Raw genomic sequence first — 21,576 nt, 5'->3', positions numbered from 1 at the left:
GCCTACTGCATCGCGCCCTTGAGCGCCGCGACGAATTCCTTCGTCTTCGCCGAGCCGCCGAGGTCCGGCGTGAGCGACTTGCCCTCGGTCATCACCCGCTCGATGGCGCCGCGGAGCCGCTGCGCCGCTGCGTCCTCACCGAGGTGGTTGAGCATCATCTCCGCCGAGAGGAGGAGCGCGGTGGGGTTGGCGACGCCCCTGCCGGCGATGTCGGGCGCCGTGCCGTGGACCGCCTCGAAGACGGCGTTGGTGTCGCCGATGTTGGCGCCCGGGACCACACCGAGGCCGCCGACCAGGCCCGCGCAGAGATCGCTCACGATGTCGCCGTAGAGGTTCGGCAGCACCAGCACGTCGTAGCGGGTGGGATCACGGACGAGCTGCATGCAGCAGTTGTCGATGATCAGCTCGTTGTACTCGATTTCCGGGTAGCTCCGCGCCACCTTCCGACAGCACTCGATGAAGAGGCCGTCGGAGAGCTTCATGATGTTCGCCTTGTGCACCGACGTGACCATGCGGCGCTTGTGCTTGCGCGCATAATCGAAGGCGAAGCGGGCGATCCGCGTGGAGGCCTTCTCGGTGATGATCTTGATCGCCTCGACGACGCCGGGGACCACGATGTGCTCGAGGCCCGTGTAGAGGTCCTCGGTGTTCTCGCGGACGACCACGAGATCGACGTTGTCGTAGCGGGTCTTCACACCGGGCAGGTTCCGGACCGGCCGCAGGTTGGCATAGAGATCGAGCGACTTGCGCAGGGTGACGTTCGCGCTCTTCGAGCCCTTGCCCACCGCGGTGGCAGTGGGGCCCTTGAGCGCCGCGTCGTTCTTGATGATCTGCTCGAGGGTGGAGGTGGGAAGGTTCGAGCCCTCGCGGACCTCGACCTCGGCGCCGGCGTCGCCGCGCTCCCACTCGATCTTCACCCCCGTGGCGTCGACGACCTCGATCGCCGCCTCCACCACCTCGGGTCCGATCCCGTCGCCGGGGATATAGGTCACCTTGTGCGCCATGGTCGGTTCTCCTCTCGGGCGGGCCTTCTAACACACTCTGCGAGCCCGATGTCGATGCTTGACGAGGGTTCCGGGGGCAGTTAGCCCTGCGCATCCGCTGCGCCAGGAGGACCCGCCGTGCAGAGCAAGTTCAAGCGTCACTTCTTCGTTTGCCAGACCCGCCGGCCGGAGGGAGGCAAGCCCTCCTGCGGGAACCGCGGGAGCGAGGACCTGCTCAACCAGCTCATGGAAGCCCTCGGTGAGAGGCCCGAGCTCTGGGACGAGGTGGCGGTGACTCCCACCGGTTGCCTGGGGCCCTGCTTCGACGGGCCGACGATGGTCGTCTACCCCGAGGGTTTCTGGTACGCGCCGGTCAAGCCGGAGGACGTGCAGGAGATCGTCGAGAGCCATCTCGTCGCTGGCACGCCCGTCGAGCGCCTGCGCTACCGCTGGCCCTGAGATAGGGAACCCGACATCGCGCCGAAAGTCGCCTTGACGCATGGCAGGGGCGCCGCTTAGCTACAGCCCTTTCGCAACTTCCGGGGCAGTCGTGTACGCCCCTGCTGGAGGATGAAGATGGCCAAGTACGAGGCGAAGGACTTCAGCTACCTGCTCGGCAAGGTGGACGGTCTCTCCGAGGCGCAGCTCAAGGCCCACTTCGGGCTCTACCAGGGCTACGTCAACAAGCTGAACGAGATCTGGGAGAAGATGGGCACCGCCGACAAGAGCAAGGTGAACTACTCGTTCGGCGAGTACTCCGAGCTCCGCCGCCGCGAGCCCGTCGCCTACAACGGCACCGTGCTCCACGAGCTCTACTTCGCCAACCTGGGCAAGGACGGCGAGGTCTCCGCCGATCTGAAGAAGGCGATCGACGCCTCCTTCGGCTCCTTCGACGCCTGGGTGCAGGACGCGAAGGCGATCCTCGCCTCGGGCCACGGCTGGTGCCAGCTCGTCTACGACTGGAACTTCAACCGCGTCTCGAACATGTTCATCCAGAGCGAGCACCACGTCGGCCTCTGGCCGAACGTGAGCATCCTCTGCTCCATCGACGCGTGGGAGCACGCGTACATGATCGACTACGGCACCAAGAAGCCGGACTACCTCGCCAACGTGATGAACGCGCTCAACTGGAAGGTGATCAACGAGCGCTTCGATCGTGTGCGCGCCTCGGGCGGCGCGAAGTAATCGCGAATCGCACCGTCGGATCCATGGCGGCCCCGTTGCTTCGTGCGGCGGGGCCGTCGTCGTTCCCGGCGGGCCCTTGACGGCAGCGGTCGCGCCGTGCGGCGATCGGCCCATGCACGAGAGTCCCTTCCGTCCCGATTTCCTGCAGGGCCAGGTCGCGCTCGTCACCGGCGGCGGCACCGGCATCGGCAAGGCCTGCGCCCTGGCCCTCGCGGCCCACGGCGCAGCGGTGGTCCTCGCCTCCCGCAACGAGGAGAAGCTCGCGGCGGTCGCCGCCGAGATCCACGCGCGCGGCGGCGAAGCGCTCGCCCTCCCCTGCGACATCAAGGATCCGGGGCAGGTGGAGTCGATGGCGGAGGCTGCGTGGGCCTGGCGCGGCGGCGTCGATCTCCTGCTCAACAACGCCGGCGCGAACTTCCTCGCCCCGGCCCTGGCGATCAGCGCCAACGGCTGGCGGGCGGTGGTGGACGTGGTGCTCAACGGCACGTTCTACGTCTCGCGCGCGATCGGCAGCCGGATGGTCGATCGCGGGCGCGGCAGGATCGTGATGATGGCTGCGACCAACGGGGAGAACGGCTCGCCGCTCATGGCCCACTCGGGCGCGGCGAAGGCCGGGGTGATCAACCTGGCGCAGACCCTGGCGGTGGAGTGGGCGGCGAGCGGCGTCACCGTCAACGCCGTCTGCCCCGGCCCCGTCGCCACCGAGGGGGCCAACCAGCGGCTCTGGGCAGACCCGGCCACGATGGAGCGGATCGGCAAGCGCGTGCCCCTGGGCCGCTTCGCCACGCCGGACGATTGCGTGGGCCCGGTGCTCTTCCTCGCCTCCGAGGCGGCCTCGTTCGTCACCGGCGCCAGCCTGGTGGTCGACGGCGGGGACCGGCTCCGGAACCCGGCGGCGCTCTTCGAAGCGCTGTAGCTGGCGGGCAAGCAGGCCCCGGCGCCGCCGGCCGTCTCTTCCGCTTTCCGAGCCCTGGTGCAGAGCTTTCTCCTGGCGGCGAGAGTGTGCCGCCGCACCAGGAGGGAGCCTTCTATGAAGATTCGAATGATGCTCGTGCTCGCCGGTCTGATCGCCGTTCCGGGCCTCGCCACCGCGCAGATGGAGGAGGAGGAGCTCCAGATCGAGACGGAGCAGACCCAGCCTTCCCAGGATCCGATGATGCAGCAGGAGCCTGGCGCCGAGGTCCGCACGGGCATGGAGATGGGCGAGCCCCAGGTCGAGGTGTTCAAGAACAAGGACAACTTCGATCTGCGGGGCACCGTCTCTTCCGTGGATGCGCAGCAGAACATGATCACCGTGCAGCGCGAGGAGGGCCTGCCGCCGGTAGAGCTCCAGATCGCGCAGGGCACCGAGATCAAGATGGACGGCAAGCAGGCCTCGCTCCAGCAGCTCCAGGCCGGCAACGAGGTCCGCGCCAAGTTCAACGTGGCGCAGGACAAGCCGGTGGCCGTCGAGCTCGACGCGAAGCCGAGCAAGCAGCAGGAGCAGATGTACAAGGACATGGAGCAGATGGAGCGCGACACCGAGCAGATGCAGCGCTGATGCGTGCACCTGCGTCGAATTGAGACGCGAAACGGCGAGCCGTGGGGCGGAAAAGGGCCTCACGGCTCGCCGTGCTTCGTGCGGTCGGCCGCACGGGGTCCAAAGGCGCGCCGGGGAAGGCTCGGAAATCATTGACCCTGTGGAACGTTCTCCCGTAGGCTCCCAGCCGGTTCGGGAGGACCAGACCGGCGGCATCCCCAGCGGATCGCGAGCCAACGACACGATGAGCGACGAGCGTATTTCCGCATCCCGAGAGCCCCGCGACTCCGAACCCCGCCGGCGCACGCCGGAGGATCCGCTGCAGGCCCTCACGGCCTTTGCCGGAGAGACGCCGGATCTCCCGCTCGAAAAGCTCGACTTCGACGCCCTCAAGGTGGTCCAGCGCCTGCGGTCCTACGGCCACCAGGCCTATCTGGTCGGTGGCTGCGTGCGCGACCTCTCGCTGGGCCTCCAGCCGAAGGATTTCGACGTCGCCACCAGCGCCCACCCCGGCGAGATCCGGGCGATCTTCCGGAACTGCCGGCTGATCGGCAGGCGCTTCCGCCTCGCCCACGTCTATTTCCGCGGCGGCAAGGTCGTGGAGACGGCGACCTTCCGCGCCAATCCCAACGAGGACGTGGAAGCCTCGCAGGCGAACGGCGACCTCTTCATCACCAGGGACAACGTCTTCGGCACGGCGGAGGAGGACGCGCGGCGGCGCGACTTCACCATCAACGGCCTCTTCTACGACGTGGTCCTCGGCCGCATCCTCGACTACGTGGGCGGCAGGGTGGATCTCGAGCGGCGGCTCATCCGCACCATCGGCGACCCGGACGTGCGCATGCGGGAGGATCCCGTGCGGCTCCTCCGCGCGGTGCGCTTCGCCGCCAAGCTCGATCTGCGGATCGAGGAGAAGACCTGGGCGGCGATGCAGCGCAACAAGGGCGAGATCGCCCGCTGCGCTCCGCCCCGCGTCCTCGAGGAGATCTTCCGGCTGCTGCGCTCGGGCTATTCGCGCCGCTGCTTCGAGCTGCTCCACGAGATGGACGCGCTCTCGGTGCTCCTCCCGCCGGTCGCCCACTGGCTCGGCGCCAGCTCGGCGCAGGAGGGCCAGGCGCTCTTCGAGTCGCTCGGTCTGCTCGACGAGGTGGTCCGCAAGGGGCCCTGCCCCGACGACGCCGTGCTCCTCTCCACCCTCCTCATCCACCACTCGCAGCACCAGCTGGTGAAGGACGCGCCTGGGGGCGAGCTGGGCGAGGGCGTGGAGTCGGTCGAGGCTGCGGCGGAGGACGAGAGCGTCGAATCCGAGGAGGTCGCCGAGATCGAGGCGATCGAGCGGGCCACCGACGAGTCCATTCCCCTCCCCGAGGAGACGGCGGAGGACACCGCCCAGCTCGAGTGGAGCATCTCCGCCAGGGCGGAGAGCGTCGAGGAGCTGCTGGCGGAGCTGGTGCGCAGCGCCCGCCTCCCCCGCCGGATCGCCGAGCGGGCCCGACTGGTGCTCCACGCGCAGCGGATCCTCTCCGGGGTGCGCAAGCGCCGCTCCTCGCCGATGAAGTTCGTGCGGCAGCCCTATTTCTCCGACGCCCTGCTGGTGCTCGAGCTCTACGCCCGCACCACCGGCCACGGCCTCGACGCGCTGGAGCGCTGGCGCGGCCGCTACGCGCAATACGTGGCGGAGGCCCGGGCCAAGGGGCAGCCGCTGCCCGACGCGGCAGCGGAGATCCTCGCTGCGGAGGTGGAGGCGGAACTGCCCGCTGCCGCACCCGCCGCCGTCGCTGCCCCGATCGAGGGTGAGGCTGCCGGCGGCGAGAAGCGCAAGCGCCGCAGGGGCCGCCGCAAGCGCGGCCGCGAGGCGCCTGCCGCCGAGGTGGCCGCAGCTGGCGAAGCCGAAGCGGCTCCGGTCGCCGCTGCGGTCGCGGCGGCGCCGGAGAAGAGCGAGGGGCCCGAGAGCCTGCCGCCTCCGGCGGAGCGCCGCCCGCCCCCGGGCCCCGCGGATTTCCTGCCCTTCTGACGTCGCGCTGCAGCGCCAGAAAACGAAACGCCCGCGCCGGTGAGGCAGCGGGCGTTCGTGTTTGCAGCAGCGCGAGAATCAGCCCCGCGCCGGCGGCTGCGCGCTCCCCTCGGCGATGCGGCGCACCGCGACGCTCGCCGCCACCAGCCCGAAGGTGCCGGTGACGAAGCCCACCGTGCCGTTGATCACCGTGCGGTGATCGCAGGTGTGCATCCCGTTCTCCTTGTGGGGGCAGACGCAGAGGAACCCGTTGTGGTCATAGGAGAGCGGGGTCGGGTTGATCAGCCGCTCCGGGGAGAAGACGGTGGAGATCCCCGTGGGCTTCTCGGTGTCGACCCCGTATTTGCGCTTGAGGAGCTTGCGCACGTCCTTGGCGAAGGGGTCGTTCCAGGTCTCGCAGAGATCGGCGACCCGGACCTGGGTCGGATCCAGCCGCCCGGCGGCGCCCATCGAGGAGACCACCGGCAACTGCCGCTCGATGCAGGAGTGGAGGAGGTGGAGCTTCGCCTTCACGTTGTCGATGCAGTCGAGGACGTAGCTCACCGGTCCGCCGAGGAGGCGATCGGACGATTCCTCCGCGTAGAACTCGGTCACCGCCTGCACGTCGCACGCGGGGTTGATCAGCTTGACCCGCTCCGCGAGGAGCTCGGCCTTCTTCTTGCCGATGGTCCCCTGCATCGCAGGCAGCTGCCGGTTGCAGTTGGTGATGCAGACCGAGTCGAAATCACAGAGCAGGAGCTGGCCGACGCCGGAGCGAGCCAGCGCCTCCGCTGCGTAGGAGCCGACGCCGCCGAGGCCGAAGACGAGGACGCGGGCGCCGTGCAGGCGCTCCATCCCGCTCTCGCCGAGGAGGCGGGCGGTGCGATCGAAGCGGCGCTGGAGTTGGAAGCCGCGCTCCGCCGGGCGGGCTTCGAGATCGATGTCGAGGAGAGCCATGTCGTTCACCGCGGGTAGCCGGAAAGTGCCGGGCTCCTAGTAGCCGAAGAGCCGGCGGGCGTTCAACGTGGTTCGGGCCGCCAACTCTTCCGCGTCCTCGCCACGCAAGGCCGCGAGCGCCCTCGCCACCTCGGGGAGGAAGGCGGGTTCGTTGCGCTCGCCCCTGTGCCCGGCCGGCGGCTGATCGGGCGCGTCGCTCTCGAGGAGGAGCCTGTCGGCGGGGACCGCCCGGGCCGCCTCGTGGATCCGCCGCGACCGCTCGAAGGTCACGGGGCCGGTGAAGGAGAAGTGGAGGTCGAGCCTGCTCCACCGCTTCACCAGCTCCGCGCTGCCCGAGTAGCTGTGGAGCACGCCGCCTGCCGGGAGCTTGCCGAAGCGCTCGAGCACCCGCACCGCCTCCCCCTGGCAGCGGAAGACGTGGAGGATCACGGGGAGCTCGAGGTCGCGGGCGAGGCCGAGCTGCGCCTCGAGGAGGCGCACCTGCCGCTCCATCGATCCGCCGTTCTCCGCGGTGGGCGCATCGAGGCCGCACTCCCCGACTGCCACCGCGTGACCCGCCTCGAGCAGATCGCCGAGGCGCCGGATCGACCTGTCGTCGTCCGCCGGATCGAGCGTGGGGATCTCCTGCGGGTGGATGCCGAGGCCGCAGGAGAGATGGCCGCCGCCCTGCTCGACCAGCGCGAGGAGGCCATCCCACCAGGCGGGTCCGATCGCCGGAACGAGGACGTGCCCGACGCCTGCTGCCCGGGCCCTGGTGAGGAGCGCATCCCGATCGGCGTCGAACTCCGGCCGATCGAGATGGCAGTGGGTGTCGAAGAGTTCCATCACTCGACGGTGGTGCGCGGCGCCGGGGCCCCGGCCTCCGCCGGCTGCGGCAGCTCGATCGACGCGGCGTGGCGGGCCGCCTTCTCCTTTGCCGCCTCGAACGCCTCGAGACGGACCCGGCGCAGGCGTGCCTCGGAGAGGGCGGCGAGGGCCTCGTTGGCCTGCTCGACTTCGCGCACCAGCGCCTCGTAGCCCGCCCCGTCCAGCTGCTCCGGCGGCGGGACCTCGAGGGCGTAGCGCGGGGTCTCGTCGAAGGGCCGGAAGGTGGGCGCTGCCGCCTCCACCTCGATGAAGTCCATGCCCCGCTCCACCACCTGCACGATCACGAGCGGCTCCACCTCGGGCAGCGTGCGGAGGAAGGCCTCGATCCGCTGCGGCTGCAGCGGCGTGAGCGCGAAGCGGATCGGCGCCTCGAGGATCGCGTCCTGCTGCCGCACCGGATAGGGCGACGAGGGATGGAAGCGATCGGGCACGTCGAGCTGCGCCATCCGCATCGGCAGGAGCTGGAATTGCGAGAGCTCGAGGCGGTGGGTCTGCGCGTGGGCCGCGAGCCTTCCCTCGACCAGGTTGCGATCGAAGGGGGTGACGATCACCTGCCGCGCCTCGTCCCAGGCGGCCTCGTCGGCGGCGAGCGCAGCGGCGGCGTCGCGGGCCGCGGCGGTGATCGCCGCCACCTCGGTGCGAGCGTCCGCGAGATCCTGCTGGCCTGCTGCGGTGCCGCCCTGCTGCGTCGACGGCGCAGACTGGTTGCCGCCACTGGCACAGGCGGCGGCGAGGAGCAGGGCAGGCAGCACGAGTGAGCGCATCGATTCCTCCGCGATGGCGCACGTGAGACGCGCGCCGGGCTTGCGATTCACGCGAGCGCGTCGACCACCGCCTGCAGATCGGGTGGGAGCGGCGCCTCGAAGAGGAGCGCCTCGCCGGTGCGCGGGTGCAGGAAGCCGAGGCGCGTGGCGTGGAGGAAGAGCCGGTGCAGCCCCTCGGGCCGCGCGCCGCCGTAGAGGTCGTCGCCGGCGACGGGGTTGCCCAGGTGGCCGAGGTGGACGCGGATCTGGTGCATCACGCCGGTGGTGATGGTGCAGCGCACCAGCGTCCAGCCGACGAGGCGCTTCTCGACCTCGACCAGGGTGTGGGCCTCGCGGGCGCCCTTGCGCTCGAGGAGGCGCTCCTGCGCCACCGCACGGGCCTTGCCCGGCGTGCCGGGATCGGAGCCGATCGGGACCGTCACCTCCACCGGGCCGAAGACCGCGCCGGCTGCGAGGGCGAGGTATTCCTTGCGCACGCTGCGCTCGGTGAATTGCTGCCGGAGCGCGTCCCAGGTCGCTCGGTTGCGGGCGGCGACGACGAGGCCGGAGGTGGGTGTGTCGAGGCGGTGGGCGACGCCGCCCTCGCGCACGTCGGGCGCTGCCTCGGCGCATTCGGGATAGCGGGCCACCAGCGCGTTGGCGAGGGTACCCTTCTCGCCGGGCTCGAGGGGATGGGTGGGCCAGCCGCTGGGCTTGTCGACCACGACGAAGTCGGGATCCTCGAAGACCACCCGCAGCGGCAGCTCGGGCTGGGGCTCCGGCGGCGTCGCTGCGGGAGGCAGGGCCACCGTGACCTCCTGCCCCGCCTCCACCGGCGCGCCCTTCTTCGCGCGCCTGCCACCGACGCGGACGTGGCCCGCCTCGATGGCGGCCATCACCCGGTGGCGCGGAACGCCGAGGACGTCGGCGACGAATTTGTCGAGGCGGGTGCCGGCAGCGTCGGCGGGCACCTGGAGGCGCTTCTCTTCGAGGGTCTCTTCCACCCGGCGCACACTAGCCGAAGAAGACGCTGGCCAGATCGTAGAAGCGCGGATCGAGGGTCTTGAGCCCCCGGGTCGCCTCCGCCAGCGGCACCGCGACGATGTCGTTGCCCTGGAGCGCGGCCATCATGCCCCACTTGCCCTCCGAGACCATGTCGGCAGCGGCGACGCCGTAGCGGGTGGCGAGGATCCGGTCGTGGGCGGTGGGCGTGCCGCCACGCTGGATGTAGCCGAGGACGGTGACGCGGCTCTCGATCCCGGTGCGCTGCTCCACCGCCCGGGCCACCCGCTCCCCGATGCCTCCGAGCTTCATGTGGCCGAAGTCGTCGTAGCCGTCGGCCACCACCTTCGCGCCCTCGCCGAGGTCGACCATGGCGCCCTCGGCGCAGACGATGATCGAGAACCTGCTGCCCCGCTGCCTGCGGCGCTCGACGCGCTCGACCACCGCGTCGATCGTGGTGGGACGCTCGGGCACGAGCACCACGTCCGCTCCACCGGCGAGCCCGGCGTAGGCGGCGATCCAGCCGACGTGGCGTCCCATCACCTCGACCACCATGCACCGCTGGTGCGACTCGGCGGTGGAGTGGAGCCGGTCGATCGCCTCGGTGGCGATCGAGACCGCGGTGTCGAAGCCGAAGGTGAAGTCGGTGCAGCCGAGGTCGTTGTCGATGGTCTTGGGCACGCCGACGATCTTCACCCCGAGCTCGTGCATCTCCCGGGCGATCGAGAGGGTGCCCTCGCCGCCGATGGCGATCACCGCGTTGACGTTGTGGCGCTCGAGGGCCTGGATCACCCGCTGCGGGCCGTTCTCCACCGCCATCGGATTGAGCCGGGACGTGCCGAGGATCGTTCCGCCGAGGTGCAGGATGCCGGCGACCCGGCGGCGGTTGAGGCGCTCGTGGTTGTCCTCGAGCAGCCCCTCCCAGCCGTCGCGGATCCCCATGATCTCGAGGTTGCGCTCGGCCCCCCGGCGAACGATCGCCCGCAGCACCGCATTGAGGCCGGGGGCATCGCCGCCGCCGGTGAGAACGGCGACCTTCTGGATGGCCAAGACTCCTCCCAACGTGGCCGTTTCGTACCTTCCGCAGGAATCTACGGGCCCGCGATCCGGGGGGGCAAGCACTCTTCGCCGCAGATGCGGCCGTGATGCAGCCCAACGCACATCGGCACGGGGCCTGCCGGCTTGGGGCCCCGGGCATGAAAGCGGTCGCGAAGCGATTGAAAGCACCGCCGCGGCGGCGGTATGTATCGCCGGCCGTTTTCCACCTTCTACGCGAGGCAAGTGACGCCGATGGCCTCCCTCCGTCCCCTGATTCTCGAGCTGATCCGCAACACCTCCTCGGGCCTGCCCGAAGACGTCCTCGACTCGCTGGCGATCGCCCGCGACAAGGAAGACGAGGGCTCCCGCGCCTGGTCGACCTTCGAGCTGATGATCCAGAACGTGGAGGAGGCGCGGAAGGCGAGCGCCCCCATCTGCCAGGACACCGGCACGCTGATCTTCTACGTGGACTACGGTCCCGACCACACCGCGCACCAGCTGGAGAAGGACATCGTCGCCGCCGTCCGCGACGCGACGAAGAAGAGCTATCTCCGGCCCAACGCCGTCGACTCGATCACCGGGGAGAACTCCGGCGACAACGTCGGCAACGGCTCGCCCTACATCCACTTCCACGCCCGCAAGGAGAAGGGCGCGCGCGTGCGCCTGATGATGAAGGGCGGCGGCTGCGAGAACATGGGCGCGCAGTACTCGCTCCCCGACGAGAGCATCGGCGCAGGGCGCGATCTCGACGGGATCCGCCGCTGCATCATCGACGCGGTGCAGAAGGCGCAGGGCTACGGCTGCGCCCCGGGCACCGTCGGCGTGGGCGTCGGCGGCGACCGGGTCACCTCGGCGATGGAGTCGAAGGAGCAGCTCTTCCGGGCGCTGCGCGACACCAACCCGAACCCGACGCTGGCTGCGCTCGAGGAGGAGCTCACCGAGTCGCTGCAGGGCCTCAACATCGGCCCGATGGGCTTCGGCGGGAAGACCACCGTCCTCGGGGTGAAGATCGGCGCGCGGCACCGGGTGCCGGCGAGCTTCTTCGTCTCGATCGCCTACATGTGCTGGGCCTACCGCAAGGGCGAGCTGCAGGTGAAGGGGAACAAGGCGCTCCTCGAGGGCCGGCAGCTGCCGACGGCGGTGCCGGCTCGCAAGGTGGCGGCTTCCGCTGCGGCGCCGCGCAAGAGCGCCGCCTCCGCCGGCAAGAAGACGGCTGCAGGCAAGGCCGTGAAGGCGCCCGCGAAGAGGGCGCCCGTCGCGAAGAAGGCAGCGGGCAAGGCGCCTGCCGGCAAGGCGGCGAAGGGCATTGTGAAGACGGCCACCGCCGCGAAGGCGAAGGCCCCGGCGAAGAAGGCCCCCGCAGCGAAGGCGGTCGCGAAGAAGGCCCCCGCAGGCAGGACCGCGAAGACCACTGCCCGCAAGGCCACCGCCTCCCGGACCGTCAAGGCGTCCAGGCAGGCCCCCGTCGCCCGCGGCACCAAGCAGAAGGGGCCGGCGATCGAGATCCCTTCGCGCCGCGCCAGGCGGAACAAGCTCCCCGTTCTCTGATTCCAAGGGGGCGCCGCGCATCGCCGCGGCGCCGCCAGCAACTTTCGCCGGCCCGGCGCCGGCACGGGATCGACAATGCCCAAGAAGATCGAGCTCCCCATCAGCGAGTCGGCGATCCGCGAGCTCCGCATCGGCGACGAGGTGGAGATCAGCGGCGAGATGGTGCTCGGGCGGGACGCAGCCCACAAGCACCTGGTGAAGACCTTCGACACGGCCTTCGAGAAGCTCGCCCGCGACCGCTTCCTCTACCACTGCGGCCCCGTGGTCCAGAAGCAGGCCGACGGCACCTACCGATTCGTCGCCGCGGGCCCGACCACCTCGATCCGCGAGGAGCCTTACGAGGCGCACGTGATCGAGCAGTACGGCGTGCGCGGCGTGATCGGCAAGGGCGGCATGGGCCCCCGGACGCTGACCGCGCTGCAGAAGCACGGCTGCGTCTACATCCACGCCATCGGCGGCCTCGCCGTGGTGCTCGCCCAGAAGGTGGTGCAGGTCAAGGGTGTGCACATGCTCGACGAGCTCGGCGTGCCCGAGGCGATGTGGTCGATCGAGGTGAAGGATTTCCCCTCGGTGATCACCATGGACAGCCACGGCGACTCGCTCCACGAGGTGATGTTCCGCGACTCGCGCGCCGCCGCCGAGGCGCTGATGCAGCAGGGCGTGCGCGGCGCACCGAGCAAGGCGCTCAAGGTCGTCTGAACCGCCGCGACGGACGACGCGAACGAAGGGCACGGGCGGCGATCGTCCGTGCCCTTCGTCGTTTCAGCGCCGCGCGGTCACCATCTTCGCCGGGCCGTAGAAGAGCTGTGCCTCGGTGAAGAGCACCCGCCGCCCCTGCCGCGTGGGCATCCCCGCCTCGTCCACGTGGTGGAAGGGCGCCGGCCGCTCGAGCCAGTGGCGCATGATCACCTCGCCGTCGAAGGCCAGGGCCTGCAGCAGCTGCTGCGGGCATTGCGGCAGGTAGCGGTCCACCAGCGGCCCGAAGGCCTCCTGGAAGGCCCTGCCCGGAAGCTTCGCGTGGCGCCTGCCCCTGTGCAGGGTGCCGTCGAAGCGCGTCGACATGTGGAAGAGCTCGTGGAGGATCGTCTCCACCCGCTTCTCCGGCGTCGAGCGCAGGAAGAACATCGGGCGGAACGAGACCACGTAGAGCATGCGCCGCCCGGCGATCTGCACCACGGGCTTGGCCCGCTTGCGGTCGGTGGAGAGGCGATCCCGCGAGTCGGCGAAGGCGAGCGGGCGCACGGTGGCGCGGCTCGCGCGGCGGGCTTCGCCCGCGACCACGAGGATGCGGGAGGCGTCGACGTGCGCGAACTCGGGGAGCTTGCGCGCCACGTCCCGCATGACGGCCTTGATGGTGGTGCCGAGGTTGGGCCGGTGCGGCCGTGCCATGCGGCGGATGGTAGCCACGGCGAGAGGCCGCGTCGACGTGAATGGCAGCGCCGGAGACGAGCTTCTTTTCCCCTGCCGCTCCTCTGCTATGCTGCGCTCTCCGCAACGATCGGGCCGAAGAGAGGCCCCTGGAGTCCCAGCATGGTGAAGCACCGGGTGGCGTTCGCCGCCACGCTGGCCGCAGCGCTCACGGCCTGCGGCACCGACGATGCCCGCAGCGACGTGCAGCCGGAGCCCGAGCTCGAGAACCCGGAGGCCTACTTCGGCCTCGACGTCTGCACCTGCTACGAGTACGTGCCGGTCGGCGGCGGCAACGAGGTCCTCGGGATCGCGGTGGAGTCGGTGACCGACACCGTCGCCGGCAGCGGCGGCAACATGGAGCACGTGGTCCGCTACCGCCGCAACGGCGCGGAGATCCGGCAGGACGTCTACCGCCCCACCGATCCCGATCTGCTCCTGCGGCAGGTGACCATCGGCTCCCCCGCCGCCGGGACGATCTGGCAGAGCAGCCCGCCGGTCCCCTGGCTCCGCTTCCCGGTGGAGTCCGGCAAGCAGGTGACCCAGGACGCCACCTTCACCGAATTCGGCGGCGACCAGACCGAGGAGGTCGCCTTCGTCGCCAACTACCTCGCGGAGCAGGTGCAGGCCTCGACCGACGGCGGCGAGCCCGAGACCTTCGACGCGGTGCGGATCAGCTACCAGGGACTGCCCTTCAGCGAGCTGCCGCGCTGGTTCGTGCCGGAGACCGGCTTCGTCCGGGTGGAGCTCGACATCGAGGGCACCCGCACCCGGTGGCAGCTCGCCAACAAGCGGGTCCTCGAGGGTGGCTGCCCCTGGGAGCCCGGCGAGCAGATCGGCGACACCTGCAGCCTCCCCGACTGAGAGTTTGTGAAACAAACTCTCCAGCGTAGCCGAAGGCGGAGCGATCGTAAGATGGAGCGTCTCTCGCGCGAAGCGCGAGCGAAGAAAGCGGGCCGGCGCTTGCCGGACCGATTTCTTCACACGCTCTGAGCAAGCCTTCCGGAAAAGGAATCGTCCATGGCCCTCGCCAACCGTTTTGCCCACGTCCTCGCCGCGGCGCTCCTCGTCACTGCCTGCAGCAGCGCGCCGGAGGTCCCGGATCGGCCGCCGGTGCAGCAGGCGGAGGTGAGCCGGGTCGAGATCCGCGACCAGAGCTTCACCGGGTTCACCGCGGTCTCCCACGTGCAGATCGACACGCAGCAGGCCGTGCAGGCGACGCAGGCCCGCTACGAGCTCGTCGTCGACGGCGAGCCCGCGGGCTCCGGCACCCTGCCCCTCTCCCAGGCCATCCCCGCCGGCGGCGGCATGGTCGAGGTGCCGGTCACCGCCTCCTACGGCAAGGGCGAGAAGCTGGCGCAGGTGCTGGAGAGCCAGCAGCCGCTGGCGATCGTGATGAAGGGGGCGGTGGAGACCAGCGACGGGACCTGGTGGGAGTTCCAGCGGGCGGCCCGGGTCCGGGCGCCCCGGGTGCCAGAGGTGAAGGTCTGGCACGTGGAGGCAGGTGCCTTCCCCGACGAGAACCGGGTGGGCCTCGTCTTCTTCGTTCGCGTGGAGAACCGCAACCCCTTCGACATCCAGATCGAGCAGATGACCTACGATCTCTCGATCAACGGGAAGCGGATGATCGAGGAGGGCACCGCCGGCAGGAAGGAGAAGGTCCCCGCAGCGTCGGTGGCGCAGCTGGAGATCCCGCTCGACCTGAGCGAGCAGAACTTCCCCGACGTGAAGAACGCGATCCGGCGCGGCGGCGGCCTCGATTACACGCTCGACGGGATCGTGCGCCTCGCGATCGGCCGGATCCCCGTGGAGCTGTCCGGGCCCATCGAGTTGGGCAAGGGCGCGCCGGACGGTACTTGAGCGTGTTCCCGATGCTCATCGCCGGGGCGGCCGCCCTGGCAGCAGGAACCGGCGCGGTGATGCTCGTGGTGCGGGAACGGGCGGCGCGGGCTGCGCGGATCCGCCAGCTCGAGGAGGTGGTCGCCCTGCAGATCGGCCAGAACCGCAGCCTCGCCGCGCAGATGGCGCGGCTCGAGGGGCTCCTCGTCGACAAGGGGCTTCTCGATGCGGGGGAGTTGGAGGGAGGCGGGCAGCAGAAGCCCGAGCCCAGCGGCAGCCGCGATCTTCACTGACCTCGAGCGTTCAAGCTGGCGCGGGCGCATCCGGATCGGATGCGCCCGACGCGTCCCTCAGCGACCGTGGCGACGCGGCGGCAGCGCAGCGCCGGTGCCGCTGCGGCGGGGCTGGACCACGGCGGTCTCGCCGCCCGACTTGCGAGCAGGCGCCTTCCGCGCGGGGGCCTTCTTCGCCGGGGCCTTCCGGGCAGGCGCCTTGCGGCCAGCGGGCTTCTCGTCGCCGGCGCCCTGGCTGATCGCGCGCCTGGGCTTGCGGGCAGCGGGCCTGTCGCCCTCGCCGCCGATGTGACCGTGGAGCGCTGCAGTCGGCGGCTCGCCGATGCGGATCTTCGGCTCCTTCGGGTTCGGCTTGTAGAGGAGGAAGGTGCGGCCGAGCACCTGCGCGAGCTGCGCGCCGGTCTCCTCGGCGAGCTTCGCCGCAGCCTCCTTGCGGTCGACGGGCGCTCCCTCGAGGACCTTGACCTTGATCAGCTCGTGGTCATCGAGGGCGTCGAGCGCCGCGTCGATGATCCCGATGGTGACCCCCTGCTGGCCGATCTGCACCACCGGCTTGAGGTGGTGACCGAGGGCGCGCAGGGCCCGGCGGTCCTTTCCGGCAAGTTCGCTCACTTCGAAATCCTCGATTCGAGCAGGCGCAGCTCCCGCTGGGCCTCCAGGTTCGTCTCGTCGACTGCGAGACAGCGCCTGTAGTACTTGATCGCGTCGTCGGCGTCACCGAGAACGGTGGCGATCCGCGCGGCGAAGAGGAAGGCCGGGGCGCAGCGGCCGTTCAGGGCGAGCGCATGCTCGATCTCGGCCATCGCCTCGTCACGGGCGAGCCGCTTGTCCAGCGAGGCGGAGAAGCGGGCGTAGCCCCGCCAGGCGTAGAACTCGCCCTCGTCCGGATTGAGCGCCACCGCGCGGTCGAGCTCGGCCAGCGCCTCGGCGAAGCGCCGCGCCTTCACCATCACCGTGGCCTGGTGGAAGAGCTGCTCGGCGACGAGGAGGTTCGCGACGTCGATCGCCTTGCCTGCCCCACCCGCCTCCAGCTCTCCCAGGTAGGCATGCCGGCGCGCGTCGTCGGAGAGGCAGGACCAGGCCTCGTTGAGTCGGGCGGTGATCGCCTCGCGGAGCTGCCGCACTTCGGGGCCGCCGGCGCCCGCGAGGTCCGGGTGGAAGGCGCGCGCCCGCTGGAAGAAGGCCTGCTTGATCAGGTTGGGCGTCGCTGCCCGCGGGAGCCCGAGCACCTCGAAATGGTTCTTCCCCTCGAGCTCGCCGAGGAAGGCGCGCAGCCCCGGCTCGTCGGTGGGGTAGCGGCCCGGCGGGCTGGCGAAGCTGCGCGCTGCGCCCTGCTGCACGTGGGCGTGCTGCTTCGGCGGCGCCGCCCGCTGCTGCTTCGGCGGCGGCGGGGCCGGGGCTTCGGCCCTGCCGCCGCCGGGAAGCGGGGCGCCGGTGGGCCGGGGCAAGACCGCCCGGGCGAAGGAGGCGAAGCCGATCTCCGCGAGGAAGAGGCCGGTGCGGTAGATCACCGCGGCCTCGCCCTGCTGCTCGAAGGCGAGCTGCGCCAGCGAGCGGGTTCCATCGAAGCGCGAGAGCGCCCGGGCCTCGTGGGCGGTGAGCCCGAGGCGCTCGATCGGCACCAGGCCATCACCCGCGCGCATCACGGGGCAGTCGATCCGATCGCCGAGCCGCCTGGCGACCGCGTCGTCGCCGAGGCTCCGCCCCGCGGCGCAGAGGAGCGCCCACTTCTCGCCGAGGGGGAAGGTGCCCGCCGGCACCGCCGCCTCCGGATCCCAGGTGAAGCGGCCGTGCTCGCAATGGAGCAGCCGCTGCAGCACCGCCTGCCCGTGGCCGCCGAGATGCCCGAAGAGATCCGCTGGCGGGATGAGCCCCTGCATGATGAGCGCGCCGACCGGATCGCCACCAGCCTGGGGAAGCGCCGCCTCGGCCCTGGCCGCTGCTGCAGCGTCGAGGATCCCCCTGCCGGCGAGCCAGGGCAGCAGGCCCAGGGCCGGGAGGGTGGTCCGGGCCTGCTCGGGGACGCCGCGCTTGCAGAAGAGCTCGTGGCGGAGGCCGTCGGCCTCCTCGATGACGAGGCGGCCGGAGACACTCTTCGCTGCGAGCAGGTAGTAGAGCCGCAGCGGCGTGCCCGCCACCACCGGCCCGGCAACGGTCAGCTCGGGGAGCGGCGCTGCCGCCATCTCCTCCTCGGACCGCGCCCAATTCCGCTGCGAAACCACCCCTTCGGCCATCGAACGCTCCCCCGGCCGCAGCCGCGGCACAGGGGGGCAAACTAACACGGGGACAGGTCGCCTTCCATGGGCGGGCGGACCCGTCCCCGGGGCCGAAGCCCTTAGAGAACGACCTCTTCGCGGTGCTCGCCGAAGACCTCGCGCATCGCGTCGCTGATCTCGCCCAGCGTGCAGCGGGCCCGGACCGCCTCGAAGATGAGGGGGATCAGGTTCTCCGTGCCGCCGGCCCCAGCCCGAACCGCGTCGAGGGCCCGCGCCGCCTGGTCTGCGTCACGGCGCTTGCGGAGCTCGGCGAGGCGCTCCTTCTGCTGCGCCTCGATGGCGGGATCGATCTTGAGGAGGTCCGCCGGGGCGACCTCCTTCTCCTCGACGAATTCGTTGACGCCGACGATGACCCGCTCGCCCCGCTCGATCTCGGTCTGGTAGCGGAAGGCCGCATCCTGGATCTCGCGCTGCGGGTAGCCCTCGGAGATGGCGTTCACCATCCCGCCCATGTCGTCGATCTTCTGGATGTAGGCGAGGGCCTTCTCCTCCAGCTCGTCGGTGAGGCGCTCGATGTGCCAGGAACCGCCGAGGGGATCGATGACGTCGGCGACGCCGCTCTCGTTGGCGATGATCTGCTGGGTGCGCAGCGCCAGCTTCGCCGAGGACTCGGAGGGGAGCGCGAGGGCCTCGTCCTTCGAGTTGGTGTGGAGCGACTGGGTGCCGCCGAGCACGGAGGCGAGCGCCTGCAGCGCCACGCGGACCACGTTGTTCTCGGGCTGCTGCGCGGTGAGGGTCGAGCCGGCGGTCTGCGAGTGGAAGCGCAGCATGCACGAGCGCGGGTCCTTCGCCTTGAAGCGCTCCTTCATGATCCGCGCCCAGAGCCGCCTCGCCGCCCGGAACTTCGCGATCTCCTCGAGGAAGTCGTTGTGCACGTTGAAGAAGAAGGAGAGCCGCCCGGCGAAGGCGTCCACGTCGAGGCCGGCGTCGAGCGCCGCCTGCACGTAGGTGATGCCGTCGGCCAGGGTGAAGGCGATCTCCTGCGCCGCGGTGCTGCCGGCCTCGCGGATGTGGTAGCCGCTGATCGAGATCGGGTTCCACCGCGGCATCTCCCGCGAGGTGAACGCGAAGAGATCGGTGATGATCCGCAGGGAGGGCGCCGGCGGGTAGATGTACGTGCCGCGGGCGATGTACTCCTTGAGCAGATCGTTCTGGATCGTGCCGCCGAGCTTGCGGATGTCGAAGCCGCGCTCCTGCGCGTGGACCGCGTAGAAGGCGAGGAGGATCGAAGAGGTGGCGTTGATCGTCATGGAGGTGGTGAGGTCCTCCATGGGCAGATCCGCCATCAGCACCGCCATGTCCTCGATCGACGAGATGGAGACGCCGACGCGGCCGACCTCGCCGCGGGCCCGCGGGTGGTCGGCGTCGCGGCCCATCTGCGTGGGCAGATCGAAGGCCACCGAGAGACCGGTGGTGCCGGACTGGAGCAGGTATTTGTAGCGGCGGTTCGACTCGGTGGCCGAGGCGAAGCCGGCGTACTGCCGCATCGTCCAGTGTCGGCCGCGGTACATCGTGGGCTGCACGCCGCGGGTGAAGGGATATTCGCCGGGGAAGCCGATCCGCTCGAGGTAGCGCTCCTCCGGCGGCGCGCCGGCGGGGGTCACCACCGGCGGCAGCTCCACGCCGCTGGAGGTCTCGAACTTCGGCTGGCGCTCGGGGAACTTCTTGACCGCCTTGCCCCAGGTCTGCTCCAGCCAGCGCGACTCCTCGCCCTGGATCTTCTTCCGCGTCTCGTCCGCCACGCGCGACCTCCGTTCCTGCTCTTGCCCCAGCGGGGCGGCGTTACTCCACCACCACCAGCTTGGCGCCCGACTCCACCGAGGTGTTCTCGACCGCGACGATCTCCTTGATCACGCCGTCCTTCGGGCTCGCGAGCTCGTTCTCCATCTTCATCGCCTCGACGACCACCAGGCCCTGGCCTTCCTTGACCTCGTCGCCGACCTTGCAGAGGATCTTGACCACCTTGCCCGGCATCGGGGCGACGACGGTCTGGGGGCCCTCCACGGCGAAGCGCCCGCCCGCTGCGCGCATCCGCAGGCGCCGCTCGTCGAGGACCTCGACGGGGAAGACCTGGTCGCGGACGAGCACGTTGACCAGGCCGTCGGCGCTGTCCTCGAACTCCACCGAATAGGAGGCATGATCGACGATCAGGCTCACCGCGCCGTGGTCGAGCTGGAGGGCGTCGACGAGGTGCTTCTCGCCGTCGAGGAGGACCTCGTAGATCCCCTCGCCCTTCTCCTTCACCTCGATCTCGTGGGCCTGCTTCGACAGCGTAGCCTGGTACTTCACCGCACACCTCCGCGACCGAGCGCGCGCATCCGGCCCATCTCGGCCCAGCGCGAGTGGGACGCCTGCGCGCCCTGCGCGCGATCCTGCAGCTTCCGGGAACGAGCCTGATCGAGCTGGAACTGGTGGATGGCAGAGGCCATCAGCGCCACCTTCGCCATCTGCTCGGAGGGCTCGCTCTTGAGCTCCTCCGCGCGGCGGGCGAGGAAGGTGGTGTCGTAATCACCGCTCCGGAACTCGGGGTGCTCGATGATCTGGCGCAGATAGCCGATGTTGGTGGTGATCCCCTTCACCACGTAGTCGGAGAGCGCCCGCTTGAGCCGATCGATCGCCTCGTCGCGGGTCGGCGCCCAGACGATCAGCTTGGCGATCATCGAGTCGTAGGTCATCGGCACCGTGTAGCCGGGGTAGACGCCCCCGTCGATCCGGGTGCCGGGACCGCCGGGCAGGCGCATGTAGGTGATCTTGCCGGGGCTCGGCATGAAGTTCTTGTTGGGATCCTCGGCGTTGATCCGCGCCTCGATCGCGTGGCCGCTCGAGGGGATCTCGTCCTGGGCCAGGGGCAGCTTGCCGCCTGCCGCCACCTCGAGCTGCCACTTCACCAGATCGAGGCCGGTGCGCAGCTCGGTGACCGGATGCTCCACCTGCAGGCGGGTGTTCATCTCGAGGAAGTAGAAGTTCCGGTGGGCGTCCACGAGGAACTCGCAGGTGCCGGCGCCGAGGTAGTTCACCGCCTTGGCGGCGCGGACGGCGACCTCGCCCATCTCCCGGCGCATCTGCTCGTCGACGATGGGCGAGGGGGTCTCCTCGATCACCTTCTGGTGGCGGCGCTGCACCGAGCACTCGCGCTCGAAGAGATGGACCGCGTTTCCGTGGGAATCGGCGAAGATCTGGATCTCGACGTGCCGCGGCTTCTCGAGGAATTTCTCGATGTAGACCCGGTCGTCGCCGAAGGCGTTGGCGGCCTCGCGCTGGGCGCCGCCGAAGGCCGCCTCGAACTCCTGGAGCGAGTCGACCCGGCGCATGCCCTTGCCGCCGCCACCGGCTGCAGCCTTGATCATCACCGGAAAGCCGACGTTCTCGGCGAAGGCGCGGGCCTTCCCGATGTCGTTCTCCGGCTCGGCCATGCCCGGCACCACGGGCACGCCCGCCTCGATCATCCGGCGGCGGGCCTGGGTCTTCTCGCCCATGGCGTCCATCGCCTCTGCGGGCGGGCCGATGAAGACGATGCCCGCCTTCTGGCACTCGCGGACGAACTCGGCGCGCTCGGAGAGGAAGCCGTAGCCCGGGTGGATCGCCTCGGCGCCGGTGGCCTTCGCCGCCTCGAGGATCTTGTCGATCCGCAGGTAGCTCTCCCGCGAGGGAGCAGGGCCGAGCCGGACCGCCTCGTCGGCGGTGCGCACGTGGAGGGCGCCCCGATCTGCATCGGAGTAGACCGCGACCGTGCGGATGCCCATTTCCCGGCAGGTCCGCATCACACGCACGGCGATCTCGCCGCGGTTGGCCACGAGGATCTTGCGGAACACGTTGCCTCCAGCTGAGGGACTCTCCCTCGAAGGGTGAAACGCTCTTGCGCGCCTCGGCGCGCGTCCCTTCCCTGGCTCGGTGGACCTTGGCGAAGGGTGCGAGGGCACGGGGGC

22 protein-coding genes are annotated in these 21,576 nt (G+C 70.4%); 10 read left to right on the top strand and 12 right to left on the bottom strand.

Annotated features, from left to right (window positions below; translation table 11 throughout):
- Window positions 1-2: 2 nt before the first annotated feature.
- Window positions 3-1,004, bottom strand: a complete 1,002-nt coding sequence (locus ACESMR_RS20100) for an isocitrate dehydrogenase (NAD(+)) (protein ID WP_373048908.1) — start codon at window positions 1,002-1,004, stop codon at window positions 3-5.
- Between the two features lie 117 nt (window positions 1,005-1,121).
- On the opposite strand from ACESMR_RS20100, the gene ACESMR_RS20095 reads away from it, so the two are divergent.
- From ACESMR_RS20095 to pcnB, 5 genes are all read left to right on the top strand, one after another.
- A complete protein-coding gene (locus tag ACESMR_RS20095) occupies window positions 1,122-1,442 on the top strand; it encodes a (2Fe-2S) ferredoxin domain-containing protein (RefSeq protein WP_373048907.1) in 321 nt (106 codons plus the stop codon).
- A gap of 117 nt (window positions 1,443-1,559) precedes the next feature.
- Window positions 1,560-2,168: a superoxide dismutase gene (locus ACESMR_RS20090; protein ID WP_373048906.1), complete on the top strand. Its 609-nt coding sequence runs from the start codon at window positions 1,560-1,562 to the stop codon at window positions 2,166-2,168.
- Window positions 2,169-2,280: 112 nt separating this feature from the next.
- Complete coding sequence (locus ACESMR_RS20085) at window positions 2,281-3,084, top strand: SDR family oxidoreductase (RefSeq protein WP_373048905.1); 804 nt, start codon at window positions 2,281-2,283, stop codon at window positions 3,082-3,084.
- Window positions 3,085-3,198: 114 nt separating this feature from the next.
- Entirely contained in the window at window positions 3,199-3,708 is a 510-nt protein-coding gene (locus ACESMR_RS20080) for a hypothetical protein (RefSeq protein ID WP_373048904.1), read from the top strand.
- 223 nt (window positions 3,709-3,931) lie between these two features.
- Window positions 3,932-5,701 (top strand): polynucleotide adenylyltransferase PcnB, encoded by a 1,770-nt coding sequence (gene pcnB, locus ACESMR_RS20075; protein WP_373048903.1) that lies wholly within the window; start codon window positions 3,932-3,934, stop codon window positions 5,699-5,701.
- 78 nt (window positions 5,702-5,779) lie between these two features.
- Here pcnB and ACESMR_RS20070 read toward each other — a convergent pair whose 3' ends face one another.
- From ACESMR_RS20070 to ACESMR_RS20050, 5 genes are read right to left on the bottom strand one after another with little or no spacing between them, the layout of a single operon-like run.
- Window positions 5,780-6,637, bottom strand: coding sequence for a ThiF family adenylyltransferase (locus tag ACESMR_RS20070; protein WP_373048902.1), 858 nt, complete (start codon window positions 6,635-6,637; stop codon window positions 5,780-5,782).
- Window positions 6,638-6,673: 36 nt separating this feature from the next.
- Window positions 6,674-7,462, bottom strand: coding sequence for a TatD family hydrolase (locus ACESMR_RS20065; RefSeq protein ID WP_373048901.1), 789 nt, complete (start codon window positions 7,460-7,462; stop codon window positions 6,674-6,676).
- Window positions 7,462-8,268: a hypothetical protein gene (locus ACESMR_RS20060; RefSeq protein WP_373048900.1), complete on the bottom strand. Its 807-nt coding sequence runs from the start codon at window positions 8,266-8,268 to the stop codon at window positions 7,462-7,464. The genes ACESMR_RS20065 and ACESMR_RS20060 overlap by 1 nt, the downstream gene beginning before the upstream one ends.
- A gap of 47 nt (window positions 8,269-8,315) precedes the next feature.
- A complete protein-coding gene (locus ACESMR_RS20055; protein ID WP_373048899.1) occupies window positions 8,316-9,251 on the bottom strand; it encodes an RluA family pseudouridine synthase in 936 nt (311 codons plus the stop codon).
- A gap of 10 nt (window positions 9,252-9,261) precedes the next feature.
- Window positions 9,262-10,299 carry a 6-phosphofructokinase gene (locus ACESMR_RS20050; protein WP_373048898.1) on the bottom strand — a complete coding sequence of 346 codons (1,038 nt, stop codon included), beginning with the start codon at window positions 10,297-10,299 and terminating at the stop codon, window positions 9,262-9,264.
- A gap of 240 nt (window positions 10,300-10,539) precedes the next feature.
- Here ACESMR_RS20050 and ACESMR_RS20045 point away from each other — a divergent pair, with 240 nt between their 5' ends.
- Both ACESMR_RS20045 and ACESMR_RS20040 read left to right on the top strand, forming a co-directional pair.
- Window positions 10,540-11,835, top strand: coding sequence for a fumarate hydratase (locus ACESMR_RS20045; RefSeq protein ID WP_373048897.1), 1,296 nt, complete (start codon window positions 10,540-10,542; stop codon window positions 11,833-11,835).
- A gap of 75 nt (window positions 11,836-11,910) precedes the next feature.
- Complete coding sequence (locus tag ACESMR_RS20040; protein ID WP_373048896.1) at window positions 11,911-12,534, top strand: FumA C-terminus/TtdB family hydratase beta subunit; 624 nt, start codon at window positions 11,911-11,913, stop codon at window positions 12,532-12,534.
- A 63-nt stretch (window positions 12,535-12,597) separates the two neighbouring features.
- Here the strand turns inward: ACESMR_RS20040 and ACESMR_RS20035 are convergent, their stop codons facing one another.
- Window positions 12,598-13,224 carry a hypothetical protein gene (locus tag ACESMR_RS20035; RefSeq protein ID WP_373048895.1) on the bottom strand — a complete coding sequence of 209 codons (627 nt, stop codon included), beginning with the start codon at window positions 13,222-13,224 and terminating at the stop codon, window positions 12,598-12,600.
- Between the two features lie 141 nt (window positions 13,225-13,365).
- On the opposite strand from ACESMR_RS20035, the gene ACESMR_RS20030 reads away from it, so the two are divergent.
- From ACESMR_RS20030 to ACESMR_RS20020, 3 genes are all read left to right on the top strand, one after another.
- Window positions 13,366-14,106, top strand: coding sequence for a hypothetical protein (locus tag ACESMR_RS20030; RefSeq protein ID WP_373048894.1), 741 nt, complete (start codon window positions 13,366-13,368; stop codon window positions 14,104-14,106).
- Window positions 14,107-14,262: 156 nt separating this feature from the next.
- On the top strand, window positions 14,263-15,102 hold the full coding sequence (locus ACESMR_RS20025; RefSeq protein ID WP_373048893.1) for an LEA type 2 family protein: 840 nt from the start codon (window positions 14,263-14,265) through the stop codon (window positions 15,100-15,102).
- 2 nt (window positions 15,103-15,104) lie between these two features.
- Window positions 15,105-15,374 (top strand): hypothetical protein, encoded by a 270-nt coding sequence (locus ACESMR_RS20020; protein ID WP_373048892.1) that lies wholly within the window; start codon window positions 15,105-15,107, stop codon window positions 15,372-15,374.
- A gap of 57 nt (window positions 15,375-15,431) precedes the next feature.
- On the opposite strand, the gene yhbY is transcribed toward ACESMR_RS20020, so the two are convergent.
- The 5 genes from yhbY to accC all read right to left on the bottom strand — a co-directional run bounded on the left by yhbY (window position 15,432) and on the right by accC (window position 21,462).
- Window positions 15,432-15,986, bottom strand: coding sequence for a ribosome assembly RNA-binding protein YhbY (yhbY, locus tag ACESMR_RS20015; protein WP_373048891.1), 555 nt, complete (start codon window positions 15,984-15,986; stop codon window positions 15,432-15,434).
- Complete coding sequence (locus ACESMR_RS20010; RefSeq protein ID WP_373048890.1) at window positions 15,983-17,608, bottom strand: J domain-containing protein; 1,626 nt, start codon at window positions 17,606-17,608, stop codon at window positions 15,983-15,985. The genes yhbY and ACESMR_RS20010 overlap by 4 nt, the downstream gene beginning before the upstream one ends.
- A 101-nt stretch (window positions 17,609-17,709) precedes the next feature.
- Window positions 17,710-19,392 carry a methylmalonyl-CoA mutase gene (locus tag ACESMR_RS20005; protein WP_373048889.1) on the bottom strand — a complete coding sequence of 561 codons (1,683 nt, stop codon included), beginning with the start codon at window positions 19,390-19,392 and terminating at the stop codon, window positions 17,710-17,712.
- Window positions 19,393-19,432: 40 nt separating this feature from the next.
- A complete protein-coding gene (locus ACESMR_RS20000) occupies window positions 19,433-19,939 on the bottom strand; it encodes a biotin/lipoyl-containing protein (RefSeq protein WP_373048888.1) in 507 nt (168 codons plus the stop codon).
- A complete protein-coding gene (gene accC, locus ACESMR_RS19995; protein WP_373048887.1) occupies window positions 19,936-21,462 on the bottom strand; it encodes an acetyl-CoA carboxylase biotin carboxylase subunit in 1,527 nt (508 codons plus the stop codon). The genes ACESMR_RS20000 and accC overlap by 4 nt, the downstream gene beginning before the upstream one ends.
- Between the last annotated feature and the right edge of the window lie 114 nt (window positions 21,463-21,576).

The sequence above is a fragment of the Vulgatibacter sp. genome (assembly GCF_041687135.1).
In the GTDB taxonomy this organism is placed as follows: Bacteria; Myxococcota; Myxococcia; order Myxococcales; family Vulgatibacteraceae; genus JAWLCN01.
Note: the sequence above shows the minus strand (reverse complement) of the source record. Positions and strands in the feature narration are given on the sequence as shown.

Bases quoted from the DNA above. Each gene is read 5' to 3' on its own strand.
- ACESMR_RS20100 (WP_373048908.1), bottom strand. From the start codon at position 1,004: ATGGCGCACAAGGTGACCTATATCCCCGGCGACGGGATCGGACCCGAG.
- ACESMR_RS20090 (WP_373048906.1), top strand. From the start codon at position 1,560: ATGGCCAAGTACGAGGCGAAGGACTTCAGCTACCTGCTCGGCAAGGTG.
- ACESMR_RS20085 (WP_373048905.1), top strand. From the start codon at position 2,281: ATGCACGAGAGTCCCTTCCGTCCCGATTTCCTGCAGGGCCAGGTCGCG.
- ACESMR_RS20080 (WP_373048904.1), top strand. From the start codon at position 3,199: ATGAAGATTCGAATGATGCTCGTGCTCGCCGGTCTGATCGCCGTTCCG.
- pcnB (WP_373048903.1), top strand. From the start codon at position 3,932: ATGAGCGACGAGCGTATTTCCGCATCCCGAGAGCCCCGCGACTCCGAA.
- ACESMR_RS20070 (WP_373048902.1), bottom strand. From the start codon at position 6,637: ATGGCTCTCCTCGACATCGATCTCGAAGCCCGCCCGGCGGAGCGCGGC.
- ACESMR_RS20065 (WP_373048901.1), bottom strand. From the start codon at position 7,462: ATGGAACTCTTCGACACCCACTGCCATCTCGATCGGCCGGAGTTCGAC.
- ACESMR_RS20060 (WP_373048900.1), bottom strand. From the start codon at position 8,268: ATGCGCTCACTCGTGCTGCCTGCCCTGCTCCTCGCCGCCGCCTGTGCC.
- ACESMR_RS20045 (WP_373048897.1), top strand. From the start codon at position 10,540: ATGGCCTCCCTCCGTCCCCTGATTCTCGAGCTGATCCGCAACACCTCC.
- ACESMR_RS20040 (WP_373048896.1), top strand. From the start codon at position 11,911: ATGCCCAAGAAGATCGAGCTCCCCATCAGCGAGTCGGCGATCCGCGAG.
- ACESMR_RS20035 (WP_373048895.1), bottom strand. From the start codon at position 13,224: ATGGCACGGCCGCACCGGCCCAACCTCGGCACCACCATCAAGGCCGTC.
- ACESMR_RS20030 (WP_373048894.1), top strand. From the start codon at position 13,366: ATGGTGAAGCACCGGGTGGCGTTCGCCGCCACGCTGGCCGCAGCGCTC.
- ACESMR_RS20025 (WP_373048893.1), top strand. From the start codon at position 14,263: ATGGCCCTCGCCAACCGTTTTGCCCACGTCCTCGCCGCGGCGCTCCTC.
- ACESMR_RS20010 (WP_373048890.1), bottom strand. From the start codon at position 17,608: ATGGCCGAAGGGGTGGTTTCGCAGCGGAATTGGGCGCGGTCCGAGGAG.